General features: G+C 58.5%; 18 protein-coding genes. 12 read left to right on the plus strand and 6 right to left on the minus strand.

Features of this window, described 5'->3' with window-relative positions:
• Positions 1 to 167: 167 nt before the first annotated feature.
• Positions 168 to 635: a hypothetical protein gene (locus KSY82_RS08570; RefSeq protein ID WP_217750927.1), complete on the minus strand. Its 468-nt coding sequence runs from the start codon at positions 633 to 635 to the stop codon at positions 168 to 170.
• Positions 636 to 912: 277 nt separating this feature from the next.
• On the opposite strand from KSY82_RS08570, the gene KSY82_RS08575 reads away from it, so the two are divergent.
• Positions 913 to 1,344, plus strand: coding sequence for an Hsp20/alpha crystallin family protein (locus tag KSY82_RS08575; protein ID WP_195192729.1), 432 nt, complete (start codon positions 913 to 915; stop codon positions 1,342 to 1,344).
• Between the two features lie 81 nt (positions 1,345 to 1,425).
• Here the strand turns inward: KSY82_RS08575 and KSY82_RS08580 are convergent, their stop codons facing one another.
• On the minus strand, positions 1,426 to 2,235 hold the full coding sequence (locus KSY82_RS08580; protein WP_217750926.1) for an MBL fold metallo-hydrolase: 810 nt from the start codon (positions 2,233 to 2,235) through the stop codon (positions 1,426 to 1,428).
• A 48-nt stretch (positions 2,236 to 2,283) separates the two neighbouring features.
• Here KSY82_RS08580 and tilS point away from each other — a divergent pair, with 48 nt between their 5' ends.
• From tilS to KSY82_RS08605, 5 genes are all read left to right on the plus strand, one after another.
• On the plus strand, positions 2,284 to 3,825 hold the full coding sequence (gene tilS / locus KSY82_RS08585; RefSeq protein WP_217750925.1) for a tRNA lysidine(34) synthetase TilS: 1,542 nt from the start codon (positions 2,284 to 2,286) through the stop codon (positions 3,823 to 3,825).
• Between the two features lie 147 nt (positions 3,826 to 3,972).
• On the plus strand, positions 3,973 to 4,521 hold the full coding sequence (gene hpt / locus KSY82_RS08590) for a hypoxanthine phosphoribosyltransferase (RefSeq protein ID WP_117774133.1): 549 nt from the start codon (positions 3,973 to 3,975) through the stop codon (positions 4,519 to 4,521).
• 1 nt (position 4,522) lies between these two features.
• A complete protein-coding gene (ftsH, locus tag KSY82_RS08595; RefSeq protein ID WP_217750924.1) occupies positions 4,523 to 6,649 on the plus strand; it encodes an ATP-dependent zinc metalloprotease FtsH in 2,127 nt (708 codons plus the stop codon).
• Positions 6,650 to 6,838: 189 nt separating this feature from the next.
• Positions 6,839 to 8,029: a pyridoxal phosphate-dependent aminotransferase gene (locus KSY82_RS08600; protein WP_217750923.1), complete on the plus strand. Its 1,191-nt coding sequence runs from the start codon at positions 6,839 to 6,841 to the stop codon at positions 8,027 to 8,029.
• A 159-nt stretch (positions 8,030 to 8,188) separates the two neighbouring features.
• Positions 8,189 to 9,010, plus strand: coding sequence for a phosphatase (locus KSY82_RS08605; protein WP_217750922.1), 822 nt, complete (start codon positions 8,189 to 8,191; stop codon positions 9,008 to 9,010).
• Positions 9,011 to 9,090: 80 nt separating this feature from the next.
• Here KSY82_RS08605 and rlmD read toward each other — a convergent pair whose 3' ends face one another.
• Complete coding sequence (gene rlmD, locus KSY82_RS08610; RefSeq protein WP_217750921.1) at positions 9,091 to 10,539, minus strand: 23S rRNA (uracil(1939)-C(5))-methyltransferase RlmD; 1,449 nt, start codon at positions 10,537 to 10,539, stop codon at positions 9,091 to 9,093.
• A 338-nt stretch (positions 10,540 to 10,877) separates the two neighbouring features.
• Between rlmD and KSY82_RS08615 the strand changes: the two genes are divergently transcribed.
• The 4 genes from KSY82_RS08615 (at position 10,878) to KSY82_RS08630 (ending at position 15,534) form a co-directional block, all read left to right on the plus strand.
• Positions 10,878 to 11,738: a transporter substrate-binding domain-containing protein gene (locus KSY82_RS08615; RefSeq protein ID WP_006235605.1), complete on the plus strand. Its 861-nt coding sequence runs from the start codon at positions 10,878 to 10,880 to the stop codon at positions 11,736 to 11,738.
• Positions 11,738 to 12,391, plus strand: a complete 654-nt coding sequence (locus KSY82_RS08620; RefSeq protein ID WP_006235606.1) for an amino acid ABC transporter permease — start codon at positions 11,738 to 11,740, stop codon at positions 12,389 to 12,391. The genes KSY82_RS08615 and KSY82_RS08620 overlap by 1 nt, the downstream gene beginning before the upstream one ends.
• Complete coding sequence (locus KSY82_RS08625) at positions 12,384 to 13,148, plus strand: amino acid ABC transporter ATP-binding protein (protein WP_254881781.1); 765 nt, start codon at positions 12,384 to 12,386, stop codon at positions 13,146 to 13,148. Before KSY82_RS08620 ends, KSY82_RS08625 begins: the two co-directional genes overlap by 8 nt.
• 310 nt (positions 13,149 to 13,458) lie before the next feature.
• Positions 13,459 to 15,534 carry an elongation factor G gene (locus tag KSY82_RS08630; protein ID WP_118267562.1) on the plus strand — a complete coding sequence of 692 codons (2,076 nt, stop codon included), beginning with the start codon at positions 13,459 to 13,461 and terminating at the stop codon, positions 15,532 to 15,534.
• Positions 15,535 to 15,663: 129 nt separating this feature from the next.
• Here KSY82_RS08630 and KSY82_RS08635 read toward each other — a convergent pair whose 3' ends face one another.
• A complete protein-coding gene (locus KSY82_RS08635) occupies positions 15,664 to 16,647 on the minus strand; it encodes a DNA/RNA non-specific endonuclease (RefSeq protein WP_217750920.1) in 984 nt (327 codons plus the stop codon).
• A 477-nt stretch (positions 16,648 to 17,124) separates the two neighbouring features.
• On the opposite strand from KSY82_RS08635, the gene KSY82_RS08640 reads away from it, so the two are divergent.
• On the plus strand, positions 17,125 to 18,819 hold the full coding sequence (locus KSY82_RS08640; RefSeq protein WP_217750919.1) for an ATP-binding protein: 1,695 nt from the start codon (positions 17,125 to 17,127) through the stop codon (positions 18,817 to 18,819).
• Between the two features lie 295 nt (positions 18,820 to 19,114).
• On the opposite strand, the gene larE is transcribed toward KSY82_RS08640, so the two are convergent.
• A complete protein-coding gene (gene larE / locus KSY82_RS08645; RefSeq protein ID WP_217750918.1) occupies positions 19,115 to 19,993 on the minus strand; it encodes an ATP-dependent sacrificial sulfur transferase LarE in 879 nt (292 codons plus the stop codon).
• A 173-nt stretch (positions 19,994 to 20,166) separates the two neighbouring features.
• Between larE and KSY82_RS08650 the strand changes: the two genes are divergently transcribed.
• The gene (locus KSY82_RS08650; RefSeq protein WP_217750917.1) at positions 20,167 to 20,817 is read left to right on the plus strand and encodes an HAD family hydrolase; all 651 of its coding nucleotides are present in this window, start codon (positions 20,167 to 20,169) and stop codon (positions 20,815 to 20,817) included.
• 113 nt (positions 20,818 to 20,930) lie between these two features.
• On the opposite strand, the gene KSY82_RS08655 is transcribed toward KSY82_RS08650, so the two are convergent.
• Positions 20,931 to 22,043, minus strand: coding sequence for a LacI family DNA-binding transcriptional regulator (locus tag KSY82_RS08655; protein WP_254881782.1), 1,113 nt, complete (start codon positions 22,041 to 22,043; stop codon positions 20,931 to 20,933).
• Positions 22,044 to 22,115: the final 72 nt, after the last annotated feature.

Consider the following 22,115-nt stretch of genomic DNA (forward strand, 5'->3'; position numbering starts at 1 on the left):
GGGTCAGCCCGTGGGAGGCCAGGGCGCCGCTGACCGGTGGACGGCACCGAGCCGTACGCTTGAATTGAGAAGGGGGAGGCCTCGCGGTCTCCCCTTTTTTGCGTTAAGACTTCACAATATAGTTGCATTTCACCCTTAACCCGGTTGGGCTTATGGGTAATGGGCTTTTATTTAAAGACAATAAATCGAATCACAAGGGCAACTGCTATAACCACAATGATCAATAGCAGTAATTGGAGTCGATGCTGCTTGCGTCGTTTACTTGACGATACGAAGATCGTTTTCCCTTGTTTTGGCGTCTCGAGATAACGAGCCGAATGCGTTAAGGTTTGCTTAGGTCGAGGACCTCTTTGCTGTTGAGTTTTGGGCGTTTTCGTCGGGACGTCATTGATCGCGCTGTTTTTTGATAACGGTGCATCTTTCAGATATACGGGATCGCTCGATGCTACGCCCATATGCTTACGTCCCGTCTGGGCATCCTCGAGCGTTTGATATCGATTTCTCGTAACATACTCGGGCTCTGCATCATTAATGGGCTCTTGCGAGATGTGGGGGCGATGGAACCGTGGCGGCTGCGCGGAAGTATCTTCCCCCTGCGTCGGCATAAACATATTGTTCTGGTTTTGGTCGTCCATGATGCCCTTTAGCTCGTTACCAACAACGTGTATGCGCTCATTGTAAGCCCCTTGTTATTTGTAGCTGTGGACATACTCGTTATTTAAGCTCTGGTTCAAAGAACCTTAACCTTCCTAAAACCTGAGTCATACGCACTTAGATATGCTTATAGTACTGGACTCAAAAAACTTTATAGTCGATGTATATATGAGCACCGGGTGGGCATATATAAGAGCGTCAAAAGAAGTCCCAGTCACCTGGAAGATGACTCGGCAGTCCTATAAAGGAGTGGTAAACATGGCAAGCATGGTTCCTTATCGTTCGGTTTTTGGCGTTCGTCCCTCTGCAAGCTCGCTGTTCGATCTGTTTGATGATATGAGTGACCTAGCGAACGGCTCGATTGCCTCTAAGGCGTTCCCCGTTGACGTTGAGGATAAGGGCGATGGTTATGAGGTCAAGGCTTATCTGACCGGCGTCGCCAAGGACGATATCGATGTCGAGCTTAACGAGGGCCGCCTGTCCATTAGCGTGAATGTCGAGGAAGACGAGGAGAACGAGGGTAAGAACTTCCTGCAGAAGGAGTTCAGCTCGTACAGCGCGACGCGTGGCGTGTATCTTAAGGACGCTTCGAGCGAGGGTCTCTCGGCTAAGTACGCTGACGGCATCCTGACCGTTACGGTTCCCAAGATCGTCGAGAAGAAGAACGTTACGAAGATCTCCATCGACTAACTTCGTTGGTGCTCCGCACTATTAAAAGACAGCAAAAGGGCTGGGAAGCGATTCCCGGCCCCTTTTGCTGTCTAGGACAGTCTATTGAATGGTTGCTGGCCGATACTGGCTTGCGGGGCGTATCGAGAGTTTTCGCGATCCTTGGAGAAGGGTGGCGGAGCTGCCGAGCTCGTCGTCCAGGGTTGCGGCTAGAGCTTTGGCATAGCTTTTGACGGTAAGGCTCGGGCGATTGTTATCTTGGCTGATATGCATGGCAATGAGCTGTTCGGTGCGATCGGTAACAAGCTCGCGTGCGGCTTCGGCTGCCTGATCGTTGGAGAGATGCCCTTTTGTAGATAGGATGCGCTCCTGAAGAAAGCGGGGATATTCTCCCTCGCGCAGCATGGTCACATCGTGGTTGCTTTCGAGCGCGAGGACTCGACAATCTTTGAGGGTGTTCATGGCTTGGCTCGATAGCTCTCCGGTGTCGGTGGCAAAGCCGATGGAATCATCGAGAGCATTGAATCGATAGCCGACAGGATTGATGACATCGTGTGATGTTGAGTAGGTTTGCACGTGGATGCCGGCAATGGATAGGGTGTCACCGGGATCGAATTCCTCGACAGGCAGATGTGAAAGATTTTCTTTGTTCGAAAGTGTGCCCCTGCTGGCAAAGAGGGGGCCGTGCCAGTGCTTGCACCAGACATCGAGACCCTTGATGTGATCGCTATGCTCATGAGTAATGAGAAGAGCCGAGACGTTGTCTGCCGAGAGCCCCAGTTCTGCCATGCGCTTTAATGTCTCGCGGCGAGAAAGACCGTCGTCAATCATGATGAGCCTCCGGGGGCCTTCGATGAGCGCGCAGTTGCCTTTTGAGCCGCTGCCAAGGATATGAAGGTGCAGACGAGACATAAGATTCCAAAGGATACAATGGGTGCGAACGAATAGAGGAGGAAGCAAATGCCAACGGTATCTCAGCATTATGGACACCATGCTGCATCGCGGGCTGATGATAAAGCCCTGGCAACGCGGCAGACGGCTGCCCCCGTGGTGCTCATGGTATCAGGTGGTGCGGACTCGACGGCTTTGCTCCTTATGGCGTGCACATCAAAGCTGGATATTCTGGATGGGCGTGGTGTAGCCCCCATCGCGCGCGAGCGGCTGCACGTGCTGCATGTGAACCATCATCTGCGCGGCGAGGCATCCGATGGCGACGAGGCCTTCGTGCGTGAGCTCTGCGCACAATATGGCTTGCCGCTGTGTGTTGAGCATGCCTATTTTGATAATGAATCGGGCAATATCGAGGCGGCTGCCCGCGAGGTGCGCTATGCCGCGGCGCGGAGGTATGTTCGCGAGCTCTGCGCCCAGACGGGGGCACCGCGAACGGCGGCTCGTATCTGCACCGCGCACACGTCTTCTGATCGTGCGGAAACGTTTTTGATGAACGCGATTAAGGGGTCGGGGCCCGCTGGTCTATCGAGCATTCCTCGCCGGAGGAATATCGTGGTGCGTCCCTTGCTCGACCTGACTCATGATGAGCTCGTGGGCTATCTGCAGGTGCATGGTCAGCCGTGGCGAGAGGACGAGAGCAACGAGGACGTGTCGTACTTGCGCAACTACGTGCGCCATCGGGTGATGCCGGTGGTGGCGCAGCGCAACGCGAGCGTCTGTAAGACGATTGGCGCTGCTTGTGAAATTCTGGGCGACGAAGACGCCTTTCTTTCCCAGCTTTCCGCACAGGCGTTTCGAAGCTGCCTGCGCAAGGAGGCGGCGGGTGCACTGGTCCTTGACGCTCGCCGACTGGCCGCGGCCGAGGTGGTGATTGCTCGGCGCATGGTACGACTGGCAATTAAGCGTATCGACCCCGACGCTCGCCCGGAGATGCGGCATGTGGAGCGCGTGCTCGCCTGTGTCGCCGAAGGCTCGGGTTCGGTCACGCTGCCGGCGGGAATCGATGCGCGCGTGGAGTTTGGCATGCTGTCATTCAAGGCCCCGGCGGCGCGCGAGGGGTTAGTTGCCGATTGGGTCGCCATTCCCGGTCGATTGCCGCTGGGGGCGGGCCGCATCCTGGTGGCAGAGCCAATGGCCGTTGAGCCGGGGTGTGATATTGTGCGCCGTGTCCGCGAACTCGCGGGTGCCGGAGGGGTGGCCGCTATGGTGGATGCCGCGACGCTGGGCTTTGCCGATCGCGATAGCGAACGGATGCTCGCCGGCTCGCGCGGGGAGATTCCCGCCGAGGCGCGTTTGGCGCGTCTGTGGGTAGACGGTCCCGTGCCGGGGGATGTGATGTGTCCGTTGGGCATGAGTGGGCGAAGTAAGAAGGTGTCCGACCTGCTCAACGAGGCTCGTATTCCCGTCTCTGAGCGCGCAGGCGTTCCTGTGGTGAGAACGGCTCCGGGAGGTGCCGTGGTATGGGTCGCAGGCGTTCGCACGGACGAGCGTTTTAAATGCACGGCCGCAACGCGCGTGGCGTATCTGCTTCGTGTGGTCGATGCGGAATAGCATCCCACGCCAGCTATTCTGTGCGACGTTGACGGTATTCCCGCGCTGATGGCGTACGGGCTGGAAAATATACCCCGTGCGCTGCTAGAATGTGAAGTTCGCGTCCATACGGCGGTGTGTGGGCGATAAGCACAAGAAAGGGTTGTCATGGCTTCTCAACATCCGGATATCGAGAAGGTTCTGTTTACGCAGGAGGATATCGACGGTATCGTCTCTCGCCTAGGCGAGCAGATTACTCGCGACTACGCGGGTAAGGATCTGGTGCTGATTGCGGTCCTGCGCGGCGCCGTGGTCTTTATGGGCGACCTGATGCGCAAGATCGAGCTGCCGACCAACATCGATTTCATGGCTGTTTCGAGCTATGGTGACGGCGTGAAGTCCTCGGGTATCGTGCGTATCATTAAGGACCTGGATATCGACATCCGCGGTCGCGACGTGCTGATCGTCGAGGACATTCTGGACTCGGGCCTGACGCTCAAGTATCTGATGAAGAACCTCGAGAGCCGCAAGCCCGCTTCTCTGGAGGTCGCCGCCTTCCTGTGGAAGGACGTTGAGGACCGTACCTCGGCCATCACGCCCAAGTATGTTGGAACCCATTGCCCCGATGCCTTTGTGGTGGGCTACGGCCTCGACTATGCCGAGCGCTATCGTAACCTTCCGTATCTGGGCATTTTGAAACCGGAGGTTTATTCGTAAGATGCCCGACGACCGTAACGATAACAATTCCCAGACTCCCCGGGAGCCTAAGATCCCGGGGGTGCCCGGAGGCAAGAAGCCCACGCGTACGGGCTGGCTGTATTTTATTTTGGCTTGCGCGCTCCTGGGCTACGCCTTCTTTAACATGGGCTCCGGCTTTGCCAATTCCAGCAATACCGTTAAGCTCGCGACGAGCGAGATGGTGAGTGCCATCAAGCAGGATCGCGTCGAAGATCTGACCTATACGGTTCAAGACGGAAGCGTGACGGGTCATTACTGGAAGACGAAGAAGGACAAGGGCGATACGAGCGAGCTCAAGAGCTTCTCCTCGACCTATGTCGGCTCCGATTCGCTTGCCGAGCTTATGGCGGAGCACCCCGATACCAAGTACATCGTCAACACCAACGATCCCGATTTTTGGGGCGACTTGGCGATGAGCGTGCTTCCGACAATCGCCCTGATCGCTATCATGTTCTACTTTATGCGCCAGATGATGGGCGCCAACAACAGGAACATGCAGTTTGGCAAGACCAACGCCAAGACCAACGAGGCCACGCGCCCCAAGGTCAAGTTTGAAGACGTTGCCGGCGTGGACGAGGCAGTCGAGGAGCTCGAGGAGATCCGTGACTTTTTGAGCGATCCGGACCGTTATCGCAAGCTGGGCGCCAAGATCCCGCGTGGCGTGTTGCTGGTGGGCCCTCCGGGCACCGGTAAAACGCTGCTGGCCAAGGCTGTAGCCGGCGAGGCGGGCGTGCCGTTCTTTAGCATCTCGGGTTCCGACTTTGTCGAGATGTTCGTGGGTGTCGGCGCCAGCCGTGTACGTGACCTCTTTAAGGAGGCCAAGTCCCAGGCTCCGTCGATCATCTTCATCGATGAGATCGATGCCGTGGGACGTCAGCGCGGAGCCGGCCTGGGCGGCGGCCACGACGAGCGCGAGCAGACGCTCAACCAGCTGCTGGTCGAGATGGAAGGTTTTGAGGAGAGCGAGTCGGTCATTCTGATCGCTGCGACCAACCGTCCTGACATCCTGGATCCGGCATTGCTGCGTCCCGGTCGTTTTGACCGTCAGGTCACGGTCGACCGTCCGGATGTGAAGGGCCGCGAGCAGATCTTGCGCGTGCATGCCGAGAACAAGCCGATGGACGAGGACGTGAAGTTTGAGAAGCTCGCCCAGATGACCGTTGGCTTTACCGGCGCCGATCTGGCAAACCTGCTCAACGAGTCTGCGCTGCTGGCTGCCCGCCGCCATCGTTCCGTGATCTCGATGGATGAGGTCGAGGAATCGATGGAGCGCGTGATTGCCGGACCGCAACGCAAGGGTCGCGTGATGACCGAAGCCGAGCGCACCACGATTGCCTACCATGAGAGCGGCCATGCCCTGGTGGGTCATATCTTGGAGCACTCCGATCCGGTTCATAAGATTTCGATTGTCAGCCGCGGCCAGGCTCTGGGCTACACACTGCAGCTTCCGCAGGAGGATCACTTCCTCAAGACCAAGAACGAGATGCTCGACGAGCTCGCCGTGTTCTTGGGCGGTCGCGTTGCCGAGGAACTCATGTGCGACGACATCACGTCGGGCGCGAGCAACGATCTGGAGCGCGCGACCAAGATGGCGCGCGAGATGGTCACGCGTCTGGGCATGAGCGAGGAACTGGGCACGCAAGTGTTTGGCGAGGCGCAGCATCAGGTATTCCTGGGCCGCGATTACGCCGATCACCAGGATTACTCCGAGGAGACGGCGCGTCGCATCGACATCGAGGTCCAGCGCATTATGCGTGAGGCCCATCGCCGTGCGGTCGAGATTTTGGATGCCCGTCGCGATCAGCTCGATCTGATGGCCAAGGTGCTGCTTGAGCGCGAGACCGTCGAAGGCGACGCCGTGAACGCCCTGCTCGACAACGAGTGGGATGCCTACCTTGAGCGCGAGGGCGATATCCTGGCGGCCAAGGAGGAGCGCAATGCCAAGGCGGCTGGCATGCCGACCAAGAAGCGCGCGCCTCGTATGAGCGAGGAGGAGCTGGCGGCCGATGCCGCAGCCTTTGCGCAGGCGGCTATGCAGGAGGATGCCGAAGCCGCATCCGATGATGCCGGCGATGATGCCGGTGCCGACACCGACGCCGACAAATAGTCTTTGTGGTGAAAGCCTCCGCGGGGAAACCTACGGAGGCTTTTTCTTTTGAGCGATATTGGGCCATCTGTTGATTGGGGACAGACTTAAATGAGCGTTTTCACGCATTTAAGTCTGTCCCCAATCAACATTGCTGCGGCACTTTGCCCGACTAAAGCGTACAATACCGCCTATGCGAAAGGGGAACAGATGATCAACGAAACCATGTATGCTCGCGGTGCGGAAAGCTCCATCATCCGCGAGATTTTTAGCTATGGCCTTGAGCGTAAGGCGCAAATCGGCGCGGAAAACGTGTTCGATTTCTCGCTGGGCAACCCGAGCGTTCCGGCACCCGCTGCCGTCGCGGAGTCCATCAAAAAGGCGCTTGAACTGCCCAGTGACCAGCTGCACGGCTACACTCCCGCACCGGGCCTACCGCAGTGCCGTACCGCCGTTGCTGAGTCGCTCAACCGTCGCTTCGGTACGAGCTATGAGGGCAAGGACGTCTTTATGACGGTGGGCGCCGCGGCTTCGCTCACCTGTACGCTCAATGCCGTTACGAATCCGGGCGACGAGGTTATTGTTATCGCCCCGTACTTTCCGGAGTATCGCGTTTGGATTGAGAAGGCTGGTTGTACGTGTGTCGAGGCGCTTGCCAACGAGGACACATTCCAGCTGAGCGTGGACAACGTGCTCAAGGCGATCAGCGATAAGACGGCGGCCGTCATTATCGACTCGCCCAACAACCCGACCGGTGCCGTGTATACGCGCGATACGCTGACGCGACTGGCCAATATCTTGCGCGAGGTCAACGCCAAGCGCGATCCCGAGAACCCGATCATGCTTATCTCGGATGAGCCGTATCGCGAGATTGTCTATGGCGCCGAGGTGCCTTGGGTGCCTTCTATCTACGAGCACACCATCGTGTGCTACTCGTATTCCAAGTCGCTTTCGCTGCCGGGCGAGCGCGTGGGGTGGATCCTGGTTCCCAATACGAATCCTCAGGCAGCGCGTCTGATGCCGGCTGTTGCGGGTGCTGCCCGTACGCTGGGCTTCGTGTGCGAACCGGCGCTCTTCCAGCGCGTGATTATCGATTGCATCGATGAGCCGAGTGACGTTGAGGCCTATGCACGCAACCGCACGGCGCTTACCGGTGCATTGGCGGAGTACGGCTACACGTATGTTGAGCCGGATGGCGCGTTCTACCTATGGGTGAAAGCGCTGGAGCCCGATGCGAACGCCTTCTGCGAGCGCGCGAAGAAGTACGAACTGCTCGCGGTGCCTTCGGATAGCTTTGGCATGCCGGGCTGGTTCCGCCTTGGCTACTGTGTGAGCTACGAGACTATCGTCAACTCACTGCCCGCCTGGAAGCAGCTGGCTGACGAGTATCGTCAAAAGTAAAGCGCTCTGCTTACAATGTTTTACGTGAAACGGGGTTTGGTTTTAAACCGGACCCCGTTGTCATGGACGTTGTGTCGTTGGGATGGAGCGGTTTTACGACTATCGAAGGCTATGCGTACAATGAATATAAGCGACGGCCGTGCCAGATAAGGAGACCTGATGCCCTACCTGCTTTCTTGTGACATTCATACCCATACGATGTTCTCTGCGCATGCATATTCGACCATTGAGGAGAATGTGTACTGGGCGGCAGAGCGTGGTCTGCAGGTGCTCGGATCTGCCGACCATTTGAGCTCTATGGTTACGGCTTGCCCCAATGACCTGCGCAGTTACCAGTTCTTTATCAACCAGGATATCTGGCCGCGCATTTGGAGCGGCGTGCTGGTGCTGCGTGGTGCCGAGGCCGATATCGTTTCGCTGGACGGAAGCCTGTTTGGCGAGGACACTCCTGTCACGCTCGATATCGCCGGCGATTCGTACAGCCGTCAGCATTCACTGTTCGATTTGGTTACGCGTAATTTGGATTATTTGGTTGCAAGCGTGCATAATCCGCAGATTGCTGAGGGCGCGACGCTGACCCAGACGACCGAGATGTATATCAATGCCCTGGAGCACCCCAAGGTGTTCATGCTGGGTCACACGGGGCGTTCGGGCGTGCCGTTCGATATCGACGAGGTGCTGTTGGCAGCTAAGGCCAAGCACAAGATTATCGAGATCAACAACCATAGTCTTGAACACGGTGTCGACACTGAGCATTGGGCCGTATGCCGCAAGATTGCCGAGCGCTGCGCCGAGCTGGGCGTGGGCATTGGCGTTTCGACCGATGCGCACATTGGCATGGCAATTGGTAAGCTCGATTACGCTCGCAAGATGCTCGACGAGATTCACTTCCCGCTGGATCTGATCGTGACGCGCGATCGCGAGACGCTGCTGCGCGAGATGGCGGCAGCCGGCGTGTGCGATCTGCGCAATGGGATGTAGCGGAATTTATAAACCAAGCGAAGGGGGGGCGGCCCAGACGGGTCGCCCCCTTTCTTGTCCCAAAAATCTACTGAGGTTGGTTAGCGGCGTTCGAGGACCGCTACGGTTTCGGTGTGGTCGGTATGGGGGAACATGTCGACGGGCGTGATCTTGAGCAGGCGATAGCCTCCGTCGAGGAGCTGGTGCAGGTCGCGCTCTTGGGTCACGGGGTTGCAGCTGATATAGGTGATGCGGCGCGGCTTAAGTGCGCAGGCAGCTTCGAGGAACTCGGGCGTGGAGCCGGCGCGCGGCGGGTCGATGGAAAGAACGTCGACGCGTTCGTTGCTGTCGGCGGCATCCAGGATGTAGTCGGTGGCGTCGTCGGCCATAAACCAAGCGCTGCGGGTGAGGCCGTTGAGCTCGGCATTGCGACGTGCGTCGGCAATGCCCGCCGGGTTGCGCTCAACGCCGAGCAGCATAATGCCGATACCCTTGTTCTGGGCATCTTTAGCTGCGCACAGGCCGATGGTTCCGCTACCGCAATAGGCATCCATGAGCACATCGCCCTGGTGCAAATCCATGCCGTCGATAGCGAGCTGATAGAGCAGCTCGGTCTGCTGCGGGTTGGTCTGGTAGAACGCGGTGGGGGAGATATCGAACTCGCAGCCGAGCAGCTGGTCGCGCATGCACTCGGCGCCATATACAATGCGGGTTTCCTCGCCGAGGATGGCGTTGCCGGGACGTCCGTTGATGTTTTGGGCGACGGTGACGATGTGCGGATTGAGTGCGGCGACAGCCTCAAAGAACTCCTGCGCATGCGGCAAGTCGCGCTGAGCGGTCACGAGCGTGACCATGACCTGGTCGGTACGCCAACCGCAGCGGACGACGGCATAGCGAAGCAAACCAAGATGCTTGTCCTCATTAAAGGCGGGAATATGCAGCCGCTCAGCTTCGCGTGCGATGCCGTTGAGAATCTGACGGGCGCCCGGTGCCTCGACGGGGCATTCGGGTACGGCAACGATCTTGTGCGTGCCGCGCTCAAAGAAACCGCACCGGACAGTGCCTTCTTTGCCGGGGGCAAAGGGAGTGGCGGCCTTATGGCGAAAACCGCGCGGCGCAGGATATTTGCCCGGGTCGCCCAGGGTGACGCCCATACCGCGAATGGGGTCGACGCTAATGCCCTCGCGCTCGCAAAGGGTAGCAAAAAGCTCCTCCATGGCGGCCTGCTTGGCTGCCAACTGCTTCTTATAAGGACGATTGAGCGCCGTACACCCACCGCAAGCTTTCATGATGGAACAAGGAGACTTGGGATCAACGGCCTTGCGCGCAGACGGAACCGGATTCTTATACGGGCGCTTGGAGCGAGTCTGAGATGCCTTATCGTCGTTCCGACGAGAGCCGGGACGCTTGGCCTTAGCCTTGCCCTTGGCCGACTTACCCTTCGCGTCCTGAGACGACTTGGATTTCTTAGAAGATTTTTTCTCCTCTGACCCCTCAGCCGCCTCGATCAAAGCACGACGAGCCTTACGCTCCGCACGAGATTCTGCCATCAATAACTCCACTAATTCATGAATTAAAGCTGCAAGTATTGTACCGTGCCAAGCCAGCAGACGATATGCAAGCGGTTTATTCGTGTCAGTGATAAGCCCAACGACGGTTGCCCGCCGCGTGAGGGGTGTGGGGGTTAAGTTTATCGCGAGTTCCGCACGAACAGGAGGCCACTTAATGTGGCCTCCGTCGTGAGCAGGACTGTAGAGCAGGAAACTTAACCCCCACACCCCTCACGCGGCGGGCAAACTCGCCTTGTGCTCTATCACGCTAAAGTGTATGATTCTGAACGTTACACGAATCACTTTACTTAACTAAAGTGCCATCAAGGGGGGATACCATGAACACCGATATGTCTCGTCGTCAGTTTGTTGGTCTAGCCGGCTCGCTCGCTACGGTGCTTGGCCTTGGTCTTGTCGGTTGCGGCGGTGGTGCCGGCAAGGGCTCCGCTGCTGGCTCTGCCGCGGCCAAGGATGTGAAGGGCGCTGCGGAGTCCAAGAAGCTCGTGGTGGGCTTTGATAAGTCCTATCCTCCGTACGGCTTTGTGGGCGACGATGGCGAGTACACCGGCTTTGATCTCGATCTTGCCAAGGCTGTTGCCGATAAGCAGGGCTGGGAGGTCAAATACGAGGCCATCGACTGGGATGCCAAGGATACGCTGCTTAACTCGGGCGCCATCAACTGCATCTGGAACGGCTTTACCATGGAGGGCCGTGAGGACGACTACACGTTCTCCGAGCCGTACATGCTCAACGAGCAGGTGCTGGTGGTCAAGAAGGATGCGGGCATCAAGGGCTGGGACGATCTTGCCGGCAAGACTGTGATTACCCAGACTGATTCCGCTGCGCAGGACGTGCTTGAGGGTGACCAGAAGGATCTGGCAGCGACGTTTGCCACGCTCGACACGATCGGCGAGTACAACACGGCCTTTATGCAGCTCGAGAGCGGCGCGGTCGATGCCGTGGCGTGCGATCTTTCGATTGCCCAGTATCAGCTTGCCGCCAAGCCCGATGCCTATACGCAGCTTGATGAGCCGCTGTCCAGCGAGCACTACGCCGTTGGCTTTAAGAAGGGCGACACCAAGTCGGCCGATGCTGTAGCCGAGTCGCTCAAGGCGCTCTACGAGGACGGCACGGTCAAGGACCTCTGCGATAAATATTCAAGCTATGGTTTGTCTTTCGATAATTGGGTGCTCAAGTAATGTCTATTCAGGTCATGATGCAGATGCTTGGCCAGGGGTTCTTGGTCAGTTTGCAGCTGTTTGTGTTGACGCTGCTCGGGTCGATTCCGCTGGGAATTCCCGTGGCGTTTATGCGCATGAGCAAAATCGCGCCGCTTCGCTGGATTGCGCGCATCTACATTTCGGTCATGCGCGGTACGCCGCTCATGCTGCAGATGTTTGCCATCTACTTTGCCCCGTACTACGTGTTTGGCATTTCGCTCACGCCCGATTCCAAGTGGACGGCGTGCGTCGTGGCGTTCATCATCAACTACGCCGGTTACTTTGCCGAGATCTATCGCTCGGGCTTGCAGTCCATTCCGCGCGGTCAATACGAGGCTGCCGAGGTGCTGGGCTATTCGCGCGTGCAGACGTTTCTGTATATCGTGATGCCTCAGGTCGCCAAGCGTATTCTGCCGGCGATGGGCAACGAGATCATCACGCTGGTCAAGGACACGTCGCTGGCGTTTGCCATTGGCGTGGGCGAGATGTTCTCGACCGCCAAGGCCCTGGTTGCCTCGCAGGTGAGCATGGTACCGTTTGCGATCGCGGCGCTGATTTACTGGGTCTTTAACTTTGTGGTCGAGATGCTGCTGGGCGCCGCCGAAAAGAAGCTGGACTATTATCATGACTAACTCAGTGATGAAAATCGAAAACGCACGTAAGGCGTTTGGCGGCAATGAGGTGCTCAAGGATATCTCGCTCGAGGTAAAGCGTGGAGAGGTCGTGGCGATTATCGGGCCTTCGGGTGGCGGCAAGTCCACGCTGCTGCGGTGTGCCACGCTGCTCGAGACGCTCGACGGAGGCTCGCTCTCGTTTGGCGACCTTGCCGTTGCGACGGATGCGGGTTCGGGCGCGGTCTATGCGAAGGGCGATGTGCCCAGGCAGGCGCGCTCGCGATTTGGCCTGGTGTTTCAGAACTACAATCTGTTCCCGCACTATACCGTGATGAAAAACATCACCGATGCGCCGATCCGCGTTCTTAAGCGCCCGCGCGAGCAGGCAGAGGCACGTGCGTGCGAGTTGATCGCGCAGATGGGGCTTACGGGCAACGAGAACAAGGTTCCTTGTGAGCTTTCGGGCGGTCAGCAACAGCGCGTGAGTATTGCCCGTGCCCTAGCGCTCGACCCGGAGATCCTGTTCTTTGACGAGCCGACCTCGGCACTCGATCCCGAGCTGACGGCCGAGGTGCTGCGTGTCATTAAAGACCTTGCGGCGCAGAATATGACGATGGTGATCGTGACCCACGCAATGCAGTTTGCGCGCGATGTTGCCGATCGCGTGGTCTTTATGGACGGCGGTCGTATTGTCGAGGAGGGGCCCGCCGAGCAGGTTATCGACCATCCGCGCGAGCAGCGCACGCGTGAGTTTTTGAGCCGTATCGAGGGATAGGCTCAGGTATTTGCTCAACTATTAATTGAGGCGAAGCCGCCGCAGGTCTTACGGTCTGTGGCGGCTTTTTGTTTGCATCGGCGGGGTTCAATAATCGCCTCACAAGCTTGTCTCTTCCTCTCGCCGCCTGTATTCATACGTGTGCCGAAAGGTGTGCATGGACGGTCGCCCGTGAGGGTAGGGTGGTGGCATAGGACATTTGGAGGGTGAGTCGGCTCGGCTGCCGACCATGCTGCTCCCGGGATGGCACCGACCGCGAACTCTCCCCGTTGGCGTCGCGCAATGCGCGCGGCCCTGCAAGGAGGTCATCATGGGTGCTCCCAAGACCGGCAATGTAAGGAACGTGGTGCTCGTAGGCCAAGGCGGGGTGGGCAAGACTTCACTCGCCGAGGCCATGCTCCACCTTTCTGGCAAGACCGCCCGCCTGGGCGGCCACGACGGCACCAAGCCCACGCTCGACTATGACCCCGAAGAGGTCAAGCGTGCATTTTCCATCTCGACGACCATTGCACCGATCGACTGGAAGGGCGCGCGCATCAATGTGCTCGATGCCCCGTGTTACCCCGATTTTATCGGCGACGCCTTTGCCGCGATGAGCGTCTGCGAGACGGCCCTGTTTGTGGTCGACGCCGAGGCCGGCCCGCAGCCTACGACGGTTAAGCTCTGGTATGCCGCCGAGGACCTGCGCTTGGCGCGTGCGGTGTTCGTAAACCGCCTGTCGCGCTCCGAGGCCAGCTTTGCGACCACGATGGACCTGCTGCAGGAGCGCTTTGGCACGCGCCTGGGCGCCGTGACCCTTCCCTGGGGCGAGGGCGAGGACTTTGATGGCATCATCGACCTGGTGCGCATGAAGGCGCGCCATTGCAACGGCGCCGAAGCCGTTGAGTCGGAGATTCCCGAGGAGTATCGTGCCCAGGCCGAGGAGGCCCATGACCATCTGTGCGAGCTGGTGGCCGAGGCTGACGACGAGCTGATGATGAAGTACTTGGAAGGCGAGGAGACACTGACGCAGGAGGAGCTTGAAGGCCTGCTGTCGAAGGCGATCGCCGAGCGCATCTTTGTGCCGGTCTTTGCGGGCGATTGCATTAAGGAGCAGGGCGTCAACTCGCTGATGGACGACATCGCCACGTACTTCCCGGCGCCGACGGACTACGGCGAGATGCCGCTCATCGATGGTGATTCGCTTAAGATCTCGAGCGACGATGACCGTCCGGTGGCGTTTGTGTTTAAGACGCTGGCCGATCCGCAGCAGGGCCGCATCAGCTTTATCAAGGTGCTGACGGGCACGCTTGAGCCGGGCCTTGAGCTGATCAACGCGCGTACCCGCAAGAGCGATCGTCTGGCTCACCTGTATGTGATGTGCGGCCGCGACATGACCGAGGTCGGTCACGCCTATGCCGGCGACATTATCGTGGCGCCCAAGTTGGCGGCAGAGACGGGTGACACACTCTCCATTACCGGTAAGGTCGAGGCGGCGGCGTTTAAGTTCCCCAACTCGCAGTACCGCATTGCCATCGAGGCCGAGAACCGTGGCGACGAAGAGAAGCTCTATACGTTTATCGAGAAGGCGTGCAAGGCTGATCCGACCATGAGCATCGATCGTGACGAGGAGACGGGCCAGACTATCATCTCCGCCGTTGGTGAGGCGCAGGTTTCGGTGCTGCTCAACCGTCTGGAGGACCGCACCAAGGTCGCTGCCAAGAGCGTGCCGATCCGTATTCCGTATCGTGAGACCATTCGCCGCACGGCAAGTGCCCAGGGCCGCCACAAGAAGCAGACAGGCGGTGCCGGTCAGTACGGCGACTGCTGGCTGCGCGTTGAGCCGCTCATTGGGCCCGACGGCACGAGCGATGGCTATGAGTTTGTGGACGAGGTCGTAGGCGGCCGTATTCCACGTTCGTTGATCCCTGCCGTGGACAAGGGTGTCCAGGAGACCATGAAGGACGGCATCATTGCCGGCTACCCGCTCACGGGCATTCGCGTGGCTGTGTACGACGGCTCGTATCACAGCGTCGACTCCAACGAGATGGCGTTCCGTGCGGCGGCTCGCATCGGCCTGCGCAAGGCATGCGCCGATGCCGACCCGGTGGTGCTGGAGCCCATCGAGGAAATCACGGTGACTATCCCCGAGAGCTACGCCGGCGCTGTGATGGGCGACATCTCGGCCTCGCGCGGTCGCGTGACGGGTATGGAGACCGATGAGCGCGGCGATACCGTGGTCATTGCTCAGGCGCCGCTGGCAGAGCTGACGGATTATTCGACGCGCCTACGCTCTATCACGCGCGGCACGGGCGACTTTACCATGAAGCCCGCTGGCTACGAGCAGGTTCCCTATGACGTTCAGGCCAAGCTGGTCGAGCGCTATGAGGAGGGCCGCGCCAAGTAGCGTGTGGCGTTGCCTGCAACATATATGCCGATGCAAGGGCCGCTCTGGGTAACCCAGGGCGGCCCTTTTTGATCCCTGGGGGACGGAGGAAAACAGATCATCTTTGGGTTACGGGTGGCGCGGTCGGCACTAGTCTCCGGATGCCTGGTTGCGACCGGTGGCGTAGTCGATCTGCACGTGCGGCTGCAGGTTGTAGCAATATACGTGGAAGCAGAGGGTCTTGCCGTGGTCCTCGACCGATTGCGCCTCAAGGCGCACGCCACGGCAGACAAGTTCCTCTTCGTTATACATGGGCGTGACGCGGTAGAGCACATGGTTGCCCGTATCGCGAATATAGTTGAGAATCTGCTCCTCAAACGGCAGCATGCCCGTTTCGTTGAGATAGCGCGTGCCGGTGAGGAGATTTTTGCGGTTGGCGTTTTCGCCGCAGAGCGACCAGGCGATAAGGTGGCAGCGGTTGTAGAGGCTCTGGCCCGGAATAAAGTCGTAGCGCTGCTGGCGCCATCCAGCGGGATGGATACGCGAGATATCGCCGCGCTCGCCTTGACCGAGTGATTCGGGGCCCACGCAGGCGAGCGCTTTGCGGGTGCGGCCCAGGCTGTCGAGCTTGGAGAACTTCTTAAAGCAGCCCTCTTCTGCAGCGCGCTCGTATTCATCGAGCGTGAATGATGGTGTGCCGAGCGGGTGCGTGCTGTCGGCGCGAAGAGCAACGTAGGGGTTGCCGGCGTAGTCGGGAATGCTGCTGAGATAAACACCGCGGGCGCGGTTGAGGTCGGGGTTTTCGACCTCGTCGATGGGGGTGGCGGCACTGTCCGCGGAAACGTCGTCATCGGTGTCGGTTGCGGCGGAATCGGAGCCATCACCAGAGTCCTGGCCGTTTTGAGGGTCCGGGGAGCTCGCCGTTCCCGATTCGAGCCGGGCAACCAGGTCTGCCTCGTCGTCGGTGCGGCTGGGGCTCTCGTTTTGTTTTTCGGCCAGAGCCGCCGCTTGCTCATCGCTTTGCGGCGACAGTAACTTGGGCGCTCCGTCGAGCGATCCCGTAAACAGCGCAAACCCGAGCACCACGGCGGTGCCGATGGAAAGTACTTGCTTGTAGGCGGACTTGCGCGACATGGAGGCTCCTGGATGGACGGTTGGGAGTCTACCAGTCTAGCAGGAGCCAGCAGGGGCCGTTCTGTCGAACAAATACTTAAGATTTGGGATAAATGCTACGGATTCATTTGCCTCATATGGAGCTGCGGCGGTTGTGAATGTGGGGCTATTCAGCGTTTCCCCAGATAAAACCTGCCAAAATAAACCTGTCCCTTTTTGGCAGGTTAATCGGGGGACTATTTCACCGCAACTTAGGGCACGGTTAGGGAGTGTGCACCTTAAAGAGTGGTGCCCTTGATTAGAGAGGTCGCGCTCGTCTCTCTAATTGTCTCTCTAAAGAGAAAGCCAGTTAAAGAGATAACATTGGGCTATCTAACAGTGAATTCGATACATCTCTCTAAATGTCTCTCTAAAATAAGGTGCTTATCTCTCTAAAGTTAGAGAGATATACTATACTTTAGAGAGATAAATCTATCGTTTTAGAGAGACGGAATGCCAATGCTGCTGGATGAACCTCTTGGCCTTATTGTTGAGCGCCTTCGCAGGCGGGGGACTGATGACGCATCGGTAGAAGTTAAAGCCTGCACGAATAAATTGAGCGCAGACGTATGGGAGACAGTGAGCGCTTTTGCGAACACTGCGGGTGGGCTCATTATTTTGGGCCTGAACGAGGCCGAAGGATTTGTTCCTTCGGCTAACTTTGCTATCGATAGGGTGCGCGATCAGTTTGTTTCGGGTATCGGAGACGGAGGCTCAGCGGCAGTGGTGGCCCATGCGCCGCGGTACGAGCTTGATCGAGGCGAGGTCGACGGGCTCCAGGTGCTTCTGGTGCGCATCTTTGAACTTGAACTTAAAGCGAAGCCTTGCTATATCGGCGCGCGCGGCGTGCAGAACGGTAGCTACAAGCGCGTGGATGATAAAGATATCAAGATGTCACCCGCTGAGCTATATGAGCTGCAGAGTGCGTTGCTTCCGAGCGATGCAGACGGCACGGTGGTTTCGGAGGCAACGGTCGAGGATTTGGATCCAGATGTCGTGCGGTCTATTATCGCAAATCGCCGGCTGCAGACCCCGCGCGTTTTGCGCGGGGCCGATACGCTGGAAAAGCAGCTGGTCAGACTCAATATCACTACAAAGGATGGTGCCGTGAAGCTCGCGGGGCTTCTGTCGGCGGGAATTTACCCCCAGCAGTTCTATCCCAAACTGATGATCGATATCGCCGTTCATTCCGATGTGGAAAAATCTGCACCCGGGCAACCCCGGTTTATTGACCGCCAGTTGTGCGATGGCCCGATTCCGGCTTGCATCGAAGATGCCCTTGCCGCGATTGGACGAAACTTGCGCAAAGCGACGATAGTGCAAGGCGCTGGCAGAAGGGAGGATTGGGAAGTTCCCCAGGAGGTTTTGCGCGAGGCCTTGGCAAATGCCTGCATCCATCGAGAATATTCGCCCATGTTTGTGGGGCAGGCCGTGAGTGTCGATATCTATCCAGACAGAATAGAGATCAAAAACCCCGGTGGGCTTTGGGGCGGAAAGACGGTGGACAATCTTGCAGACGGGGAATCGCGCTGCCGAAACCCAAAGCTCATGAGCCTAATGGGGGCGACGCCGTTAGAGCATGCCGAGGGGGCCGTTGCAGAAAGCCAGGGATCTGGTATCCCGGCTATGATTCGCGAGATGGAGTCTCGTTCACTTGGAAGGCCGAAATTTATCGTTAAGGCCGATTCGTTTACGGTGCTGCTTTCCCGGCACGGGGCGGAGCTTGCTGAAAACCGCACGTGGATTCAGAGCCATGTGGGCACCGAGCTGACGGATCGCGAGGAAACATTGCTCATGTTTATGCGGGAGCATGGGTGCGTATGCGATGTTCAAAAAATACGAGAGGCCCTGAAGTGGGATTCGGATGACATTCGCCTGATCTGCGGGAATCTTGTCGATAAACATGTCCTGTCAAAATGTGGCAAAGACACGTTTGAGATTATCGATATGAGCAGAGAATCGTCAGCTTCGACAGCGGATAGGATTCTGGAGGCTCTCAGCGCCGAAGTGGATATGACGGCGCGAGAAATAGCGGTTGCATCGGGGGTCAAAATTTCGTCCGTCCGCTACCATCTGCCAAAAATGGCGGATAAAGGACTCATCGAAGTAATGGGTTCGTCGACGAGCCGCAACCGCCGCTATCGGAAGAAGTAGATGCAGCCGAGTCGCCCCTCTTGTGTCTCTCGAAGTGAGATGGGTGCTAGGGGGCGACTGCCTCGCGATATTTCCCCAGATAAAACCTGCCAAAATAAACCTGTCCCTTATTGGCAGGTCAGTTAACGCAGTGCAGGTTGAGCATATGCGAGCGAGCGGGCTCCGGGTGCGGTAAGGTGACGTGAAACAAGCGGGCGCTGACCTTTTGGTCGCGCCCGTGAAGTTGAACGTCAGATTGCCGTGCCCGGGGCCCGCGCAGCGTCGAGCAGTTACGCCGTTTGTAAAACGGCGTAACCTAAAGGTTCATGTTGCCGTGAATGTAGGGGGTGACCTCGGGGGAGATATGGTCGCAGCCCAGCTCGCGCAGCGCGGACTCGATAACGGCGGGCAGCGGGGTCTTGCCCTTGTCGTCGACGGCGGCACCGCCGAGGGTGGCAATCTTGGCGACATCTGCGGGTGCGGCCTCGATATGCATGCAGCCGCCGACCAAGCGCGCGCGTACCTGTGCCAGATCAAGATCGTGCAGGTAATCCTCGCAGGCGCGAATCAGGGAGACCTTCTCGCGCGTAAGCTCCTCGCCCGTGGGAACGCGCGTGGCAAGACATGCTCCCGCCGGCAGGTTCCAAACGGGATAGCCCCATGCGCGCAGCAGCTCGCGCTCTTCGTCCTTGGTAAAGCCGACCTCCATGAGAGGGGAGCGTACGCCGAGCTCTTTTGCCGCGCGCATACCAGGGCGGTAGTCGCCGCGATCACTTGCATTGCTGCCATCGATGACGGTGGGAAAGCCGAGCGACTTGGCGTGGTTGACGATGGCGGTAAAGCCGGCGTGCTTGCAGTGGTAGCAGCGATTGGCATCGTTACAGGCTACCTGGGGGAGCTGCAGCTGATCGACCGAAAGATTGAGCACGGGGAGCTTAAAATGCGCCCCTTCATCAGCTTGCCCATCAACGGACTGCTCAAACGAAGTCTGTTCGGGCGTGCCGATGAGCGGCGTGGTGAGATGGACGAGGAGGGTATTGGTAGGCATGATGCGGGCGCAGACCGCGGCCAAAAAGCTGCTGTCGACACCACCGGAAAAGCCGATGGCGACGCGTCCGTATGCCAAAAGCAGCTGTTCGAGCGCCGATAGCTTGTCTTGAAGCTCCTCTGCGGGTGCCGTGGTGTCTAAAATCATGAAACGTTCCTTATCGTTGAGTACTCGATCGAAAACTATAATCCTAATGCGTTACTTGCCATAAGACTTCTATCTGTGTAACGAAAGTGCAATATGGCATATACGTTATATACAAGTTGCCAAATGCGGTAGAGTTGCAGCAACGCGACAGCGAGAGTCGATGGGGGATCGATATGATCAAGGCTGTTATTTTTGACATGGACGGAACGCTGGTCGATACCGAGCGTTTGGGCATCAAGGCCTGGAAGGCAGGCGCCGCCGAGCTGGGGCTCGCGATTGATGATGCGCTGATCCATCAGTTTATCGGCCGCACGCTACCTGATGTCATGCACATCCTTGATAAGCATTATGGCAGCCACGAAACCACCGAGGCGATCTATCGTCGCCACAAGGAGATTCGCGACGAGATGGTCAAGACCGACCTGGAGCTTAAGGCCGGCGCCGCCGAGTGCCTAGACGAGCTGCTGGCTGCGGGCTATCACGTGGGTCTAGCGACGTCGTCGCGCCTCGTTGCGGCCGAGCGCAACCTTAAGATGGTCGGTCTTTTTGACAAGTTTGAAACGGTGACCTGCGGCGAGGACGTTGTGCACGGCAAGCCCGACCCCGAGATGTATCTGCTCGCCTGCGAGCGCGCGGGCTTTGCCCCCGAGGAATGTGCTGTGGTCGAGGATTCGCGCAACGGCTGCGTCTCGGGCATCACGGCCGGATGCCATGTCTTCGCCGTCCCCGATATCGTGCCACTGCCGCAGGACGTGGTGGATGGCTGCGAGGCCGTGCTCGATACGTTGTTCGATCTGGCGGCGGCGGTCAAGGCCGTGCGCTAGACAATTGCGGTGTTGAAACGAGCAATTGCCCACGTTTGCGCTCAAGCAAAAGGGGTCCGGCAATGGTCGGGCCCCTTTTGCTTGAGCGGCGACTTAGCATACTTGCGGGCGTGCTATAGATACGCACCGAGGTTGATGGCCGTGGCGTCGGTCTGGCTGCTTGCCTGGGTGCTGGCGCGTTCCAGCAGGAACGGTCGCACGAGTTCTTGGCGGTTGATGTCCTCGATGGCCGTGACCGCGGTGACGGTGCGCGCCGCAGAGCCGATGTGGACGTGCTTGGTCTTTGCCGGGGCCTTGTTCTCAATTTGCTCCATGAGCAATTGAACGCCCTTGCGGCCAATCTCGTAGCCCGGGGGCGCTACCGTAGTGAGCGGGACCGATCCGCTCCAAGCGAGTGGGTTGCCATCGCAACCTGCTACGCGTACTTGCCCGGGGACGGCGATGCCTTTGTCGACCAGCGCCGAGATAACGCCCGAGGCCAACACGTCGGTCAGGCCGACGACAAAATCGGGGCGTTCGTCGGCGGGACGATCGGCGATTTGGTTGCCGATACCATAGCCGTCGGCGGCGGTATTCCATTCGCCGGCGTCGATGACTTCGATCTTGATATCGGGGTGCAGGGCGAGCGCCTTATGAATGCCAAGGACGCGCAGGGTGAGTTGCATAAATGCTGCTCTACCCACAACGGTGATATGGCGTGCACCGCGGGCGATGGCAAGTTCGGCAATGATGCGACCCTGGGCCTCGTTGTCGGCCGCTACGTAGTAGCCGGGCTCGGAGCAATGGATGTCCAGATGGACGATCGGCACGGGCATCTTGGCCATGGCGGGGTGCCAGTCAGGGGATGCCATGGGCTGAACCATGACGCCGGACATCTGGGTGCCCATAAAGTAGCGCAGGTAATGGTCCTGGAGAATATCGTCGTTATCGGCGTTGGCGATGAGCAAGTCATAGCCGTGCTTGCGAGCCTCGTTGTGGGCGCCGCTGGCGATTTGGAGCGAAAAGCCGTGATCGAGACGGGGGAGCACCAGGCCAAAGGACTTGGTGGCGCCGCCCGCGAGCTGACGAGCGCTTTGGTTGGGCAGGTAGCCAAGGCGATTGATGGTCTCGTTGATGAGCTTGAGGGTCTCGGGGCGCAGCTTTTCGGGGTGGTTGAGCGCGTTGGAAACCGTGCCCAGCGAAACCCCGGCCTCGCGGGCGACGTCGCTGATTTTTACCTTTGCCATAGCGGCCCCTTTGATGCGTTTCAAGTACAAGCCAGATTGTAGCATCCCAAACCTTCCAAAAAGGGACAGGTT

It is taken from the genome of Collinsella aerofaciens, assembly GCF_019131995.1.
Classification (GTDB): domain Bacteria; phylum Actinomycetota; class Coriobacteriia; order Coriobacteriales; family Coriobacteriaceae; genus Collinsella; species Collinsella aerofaciens_S.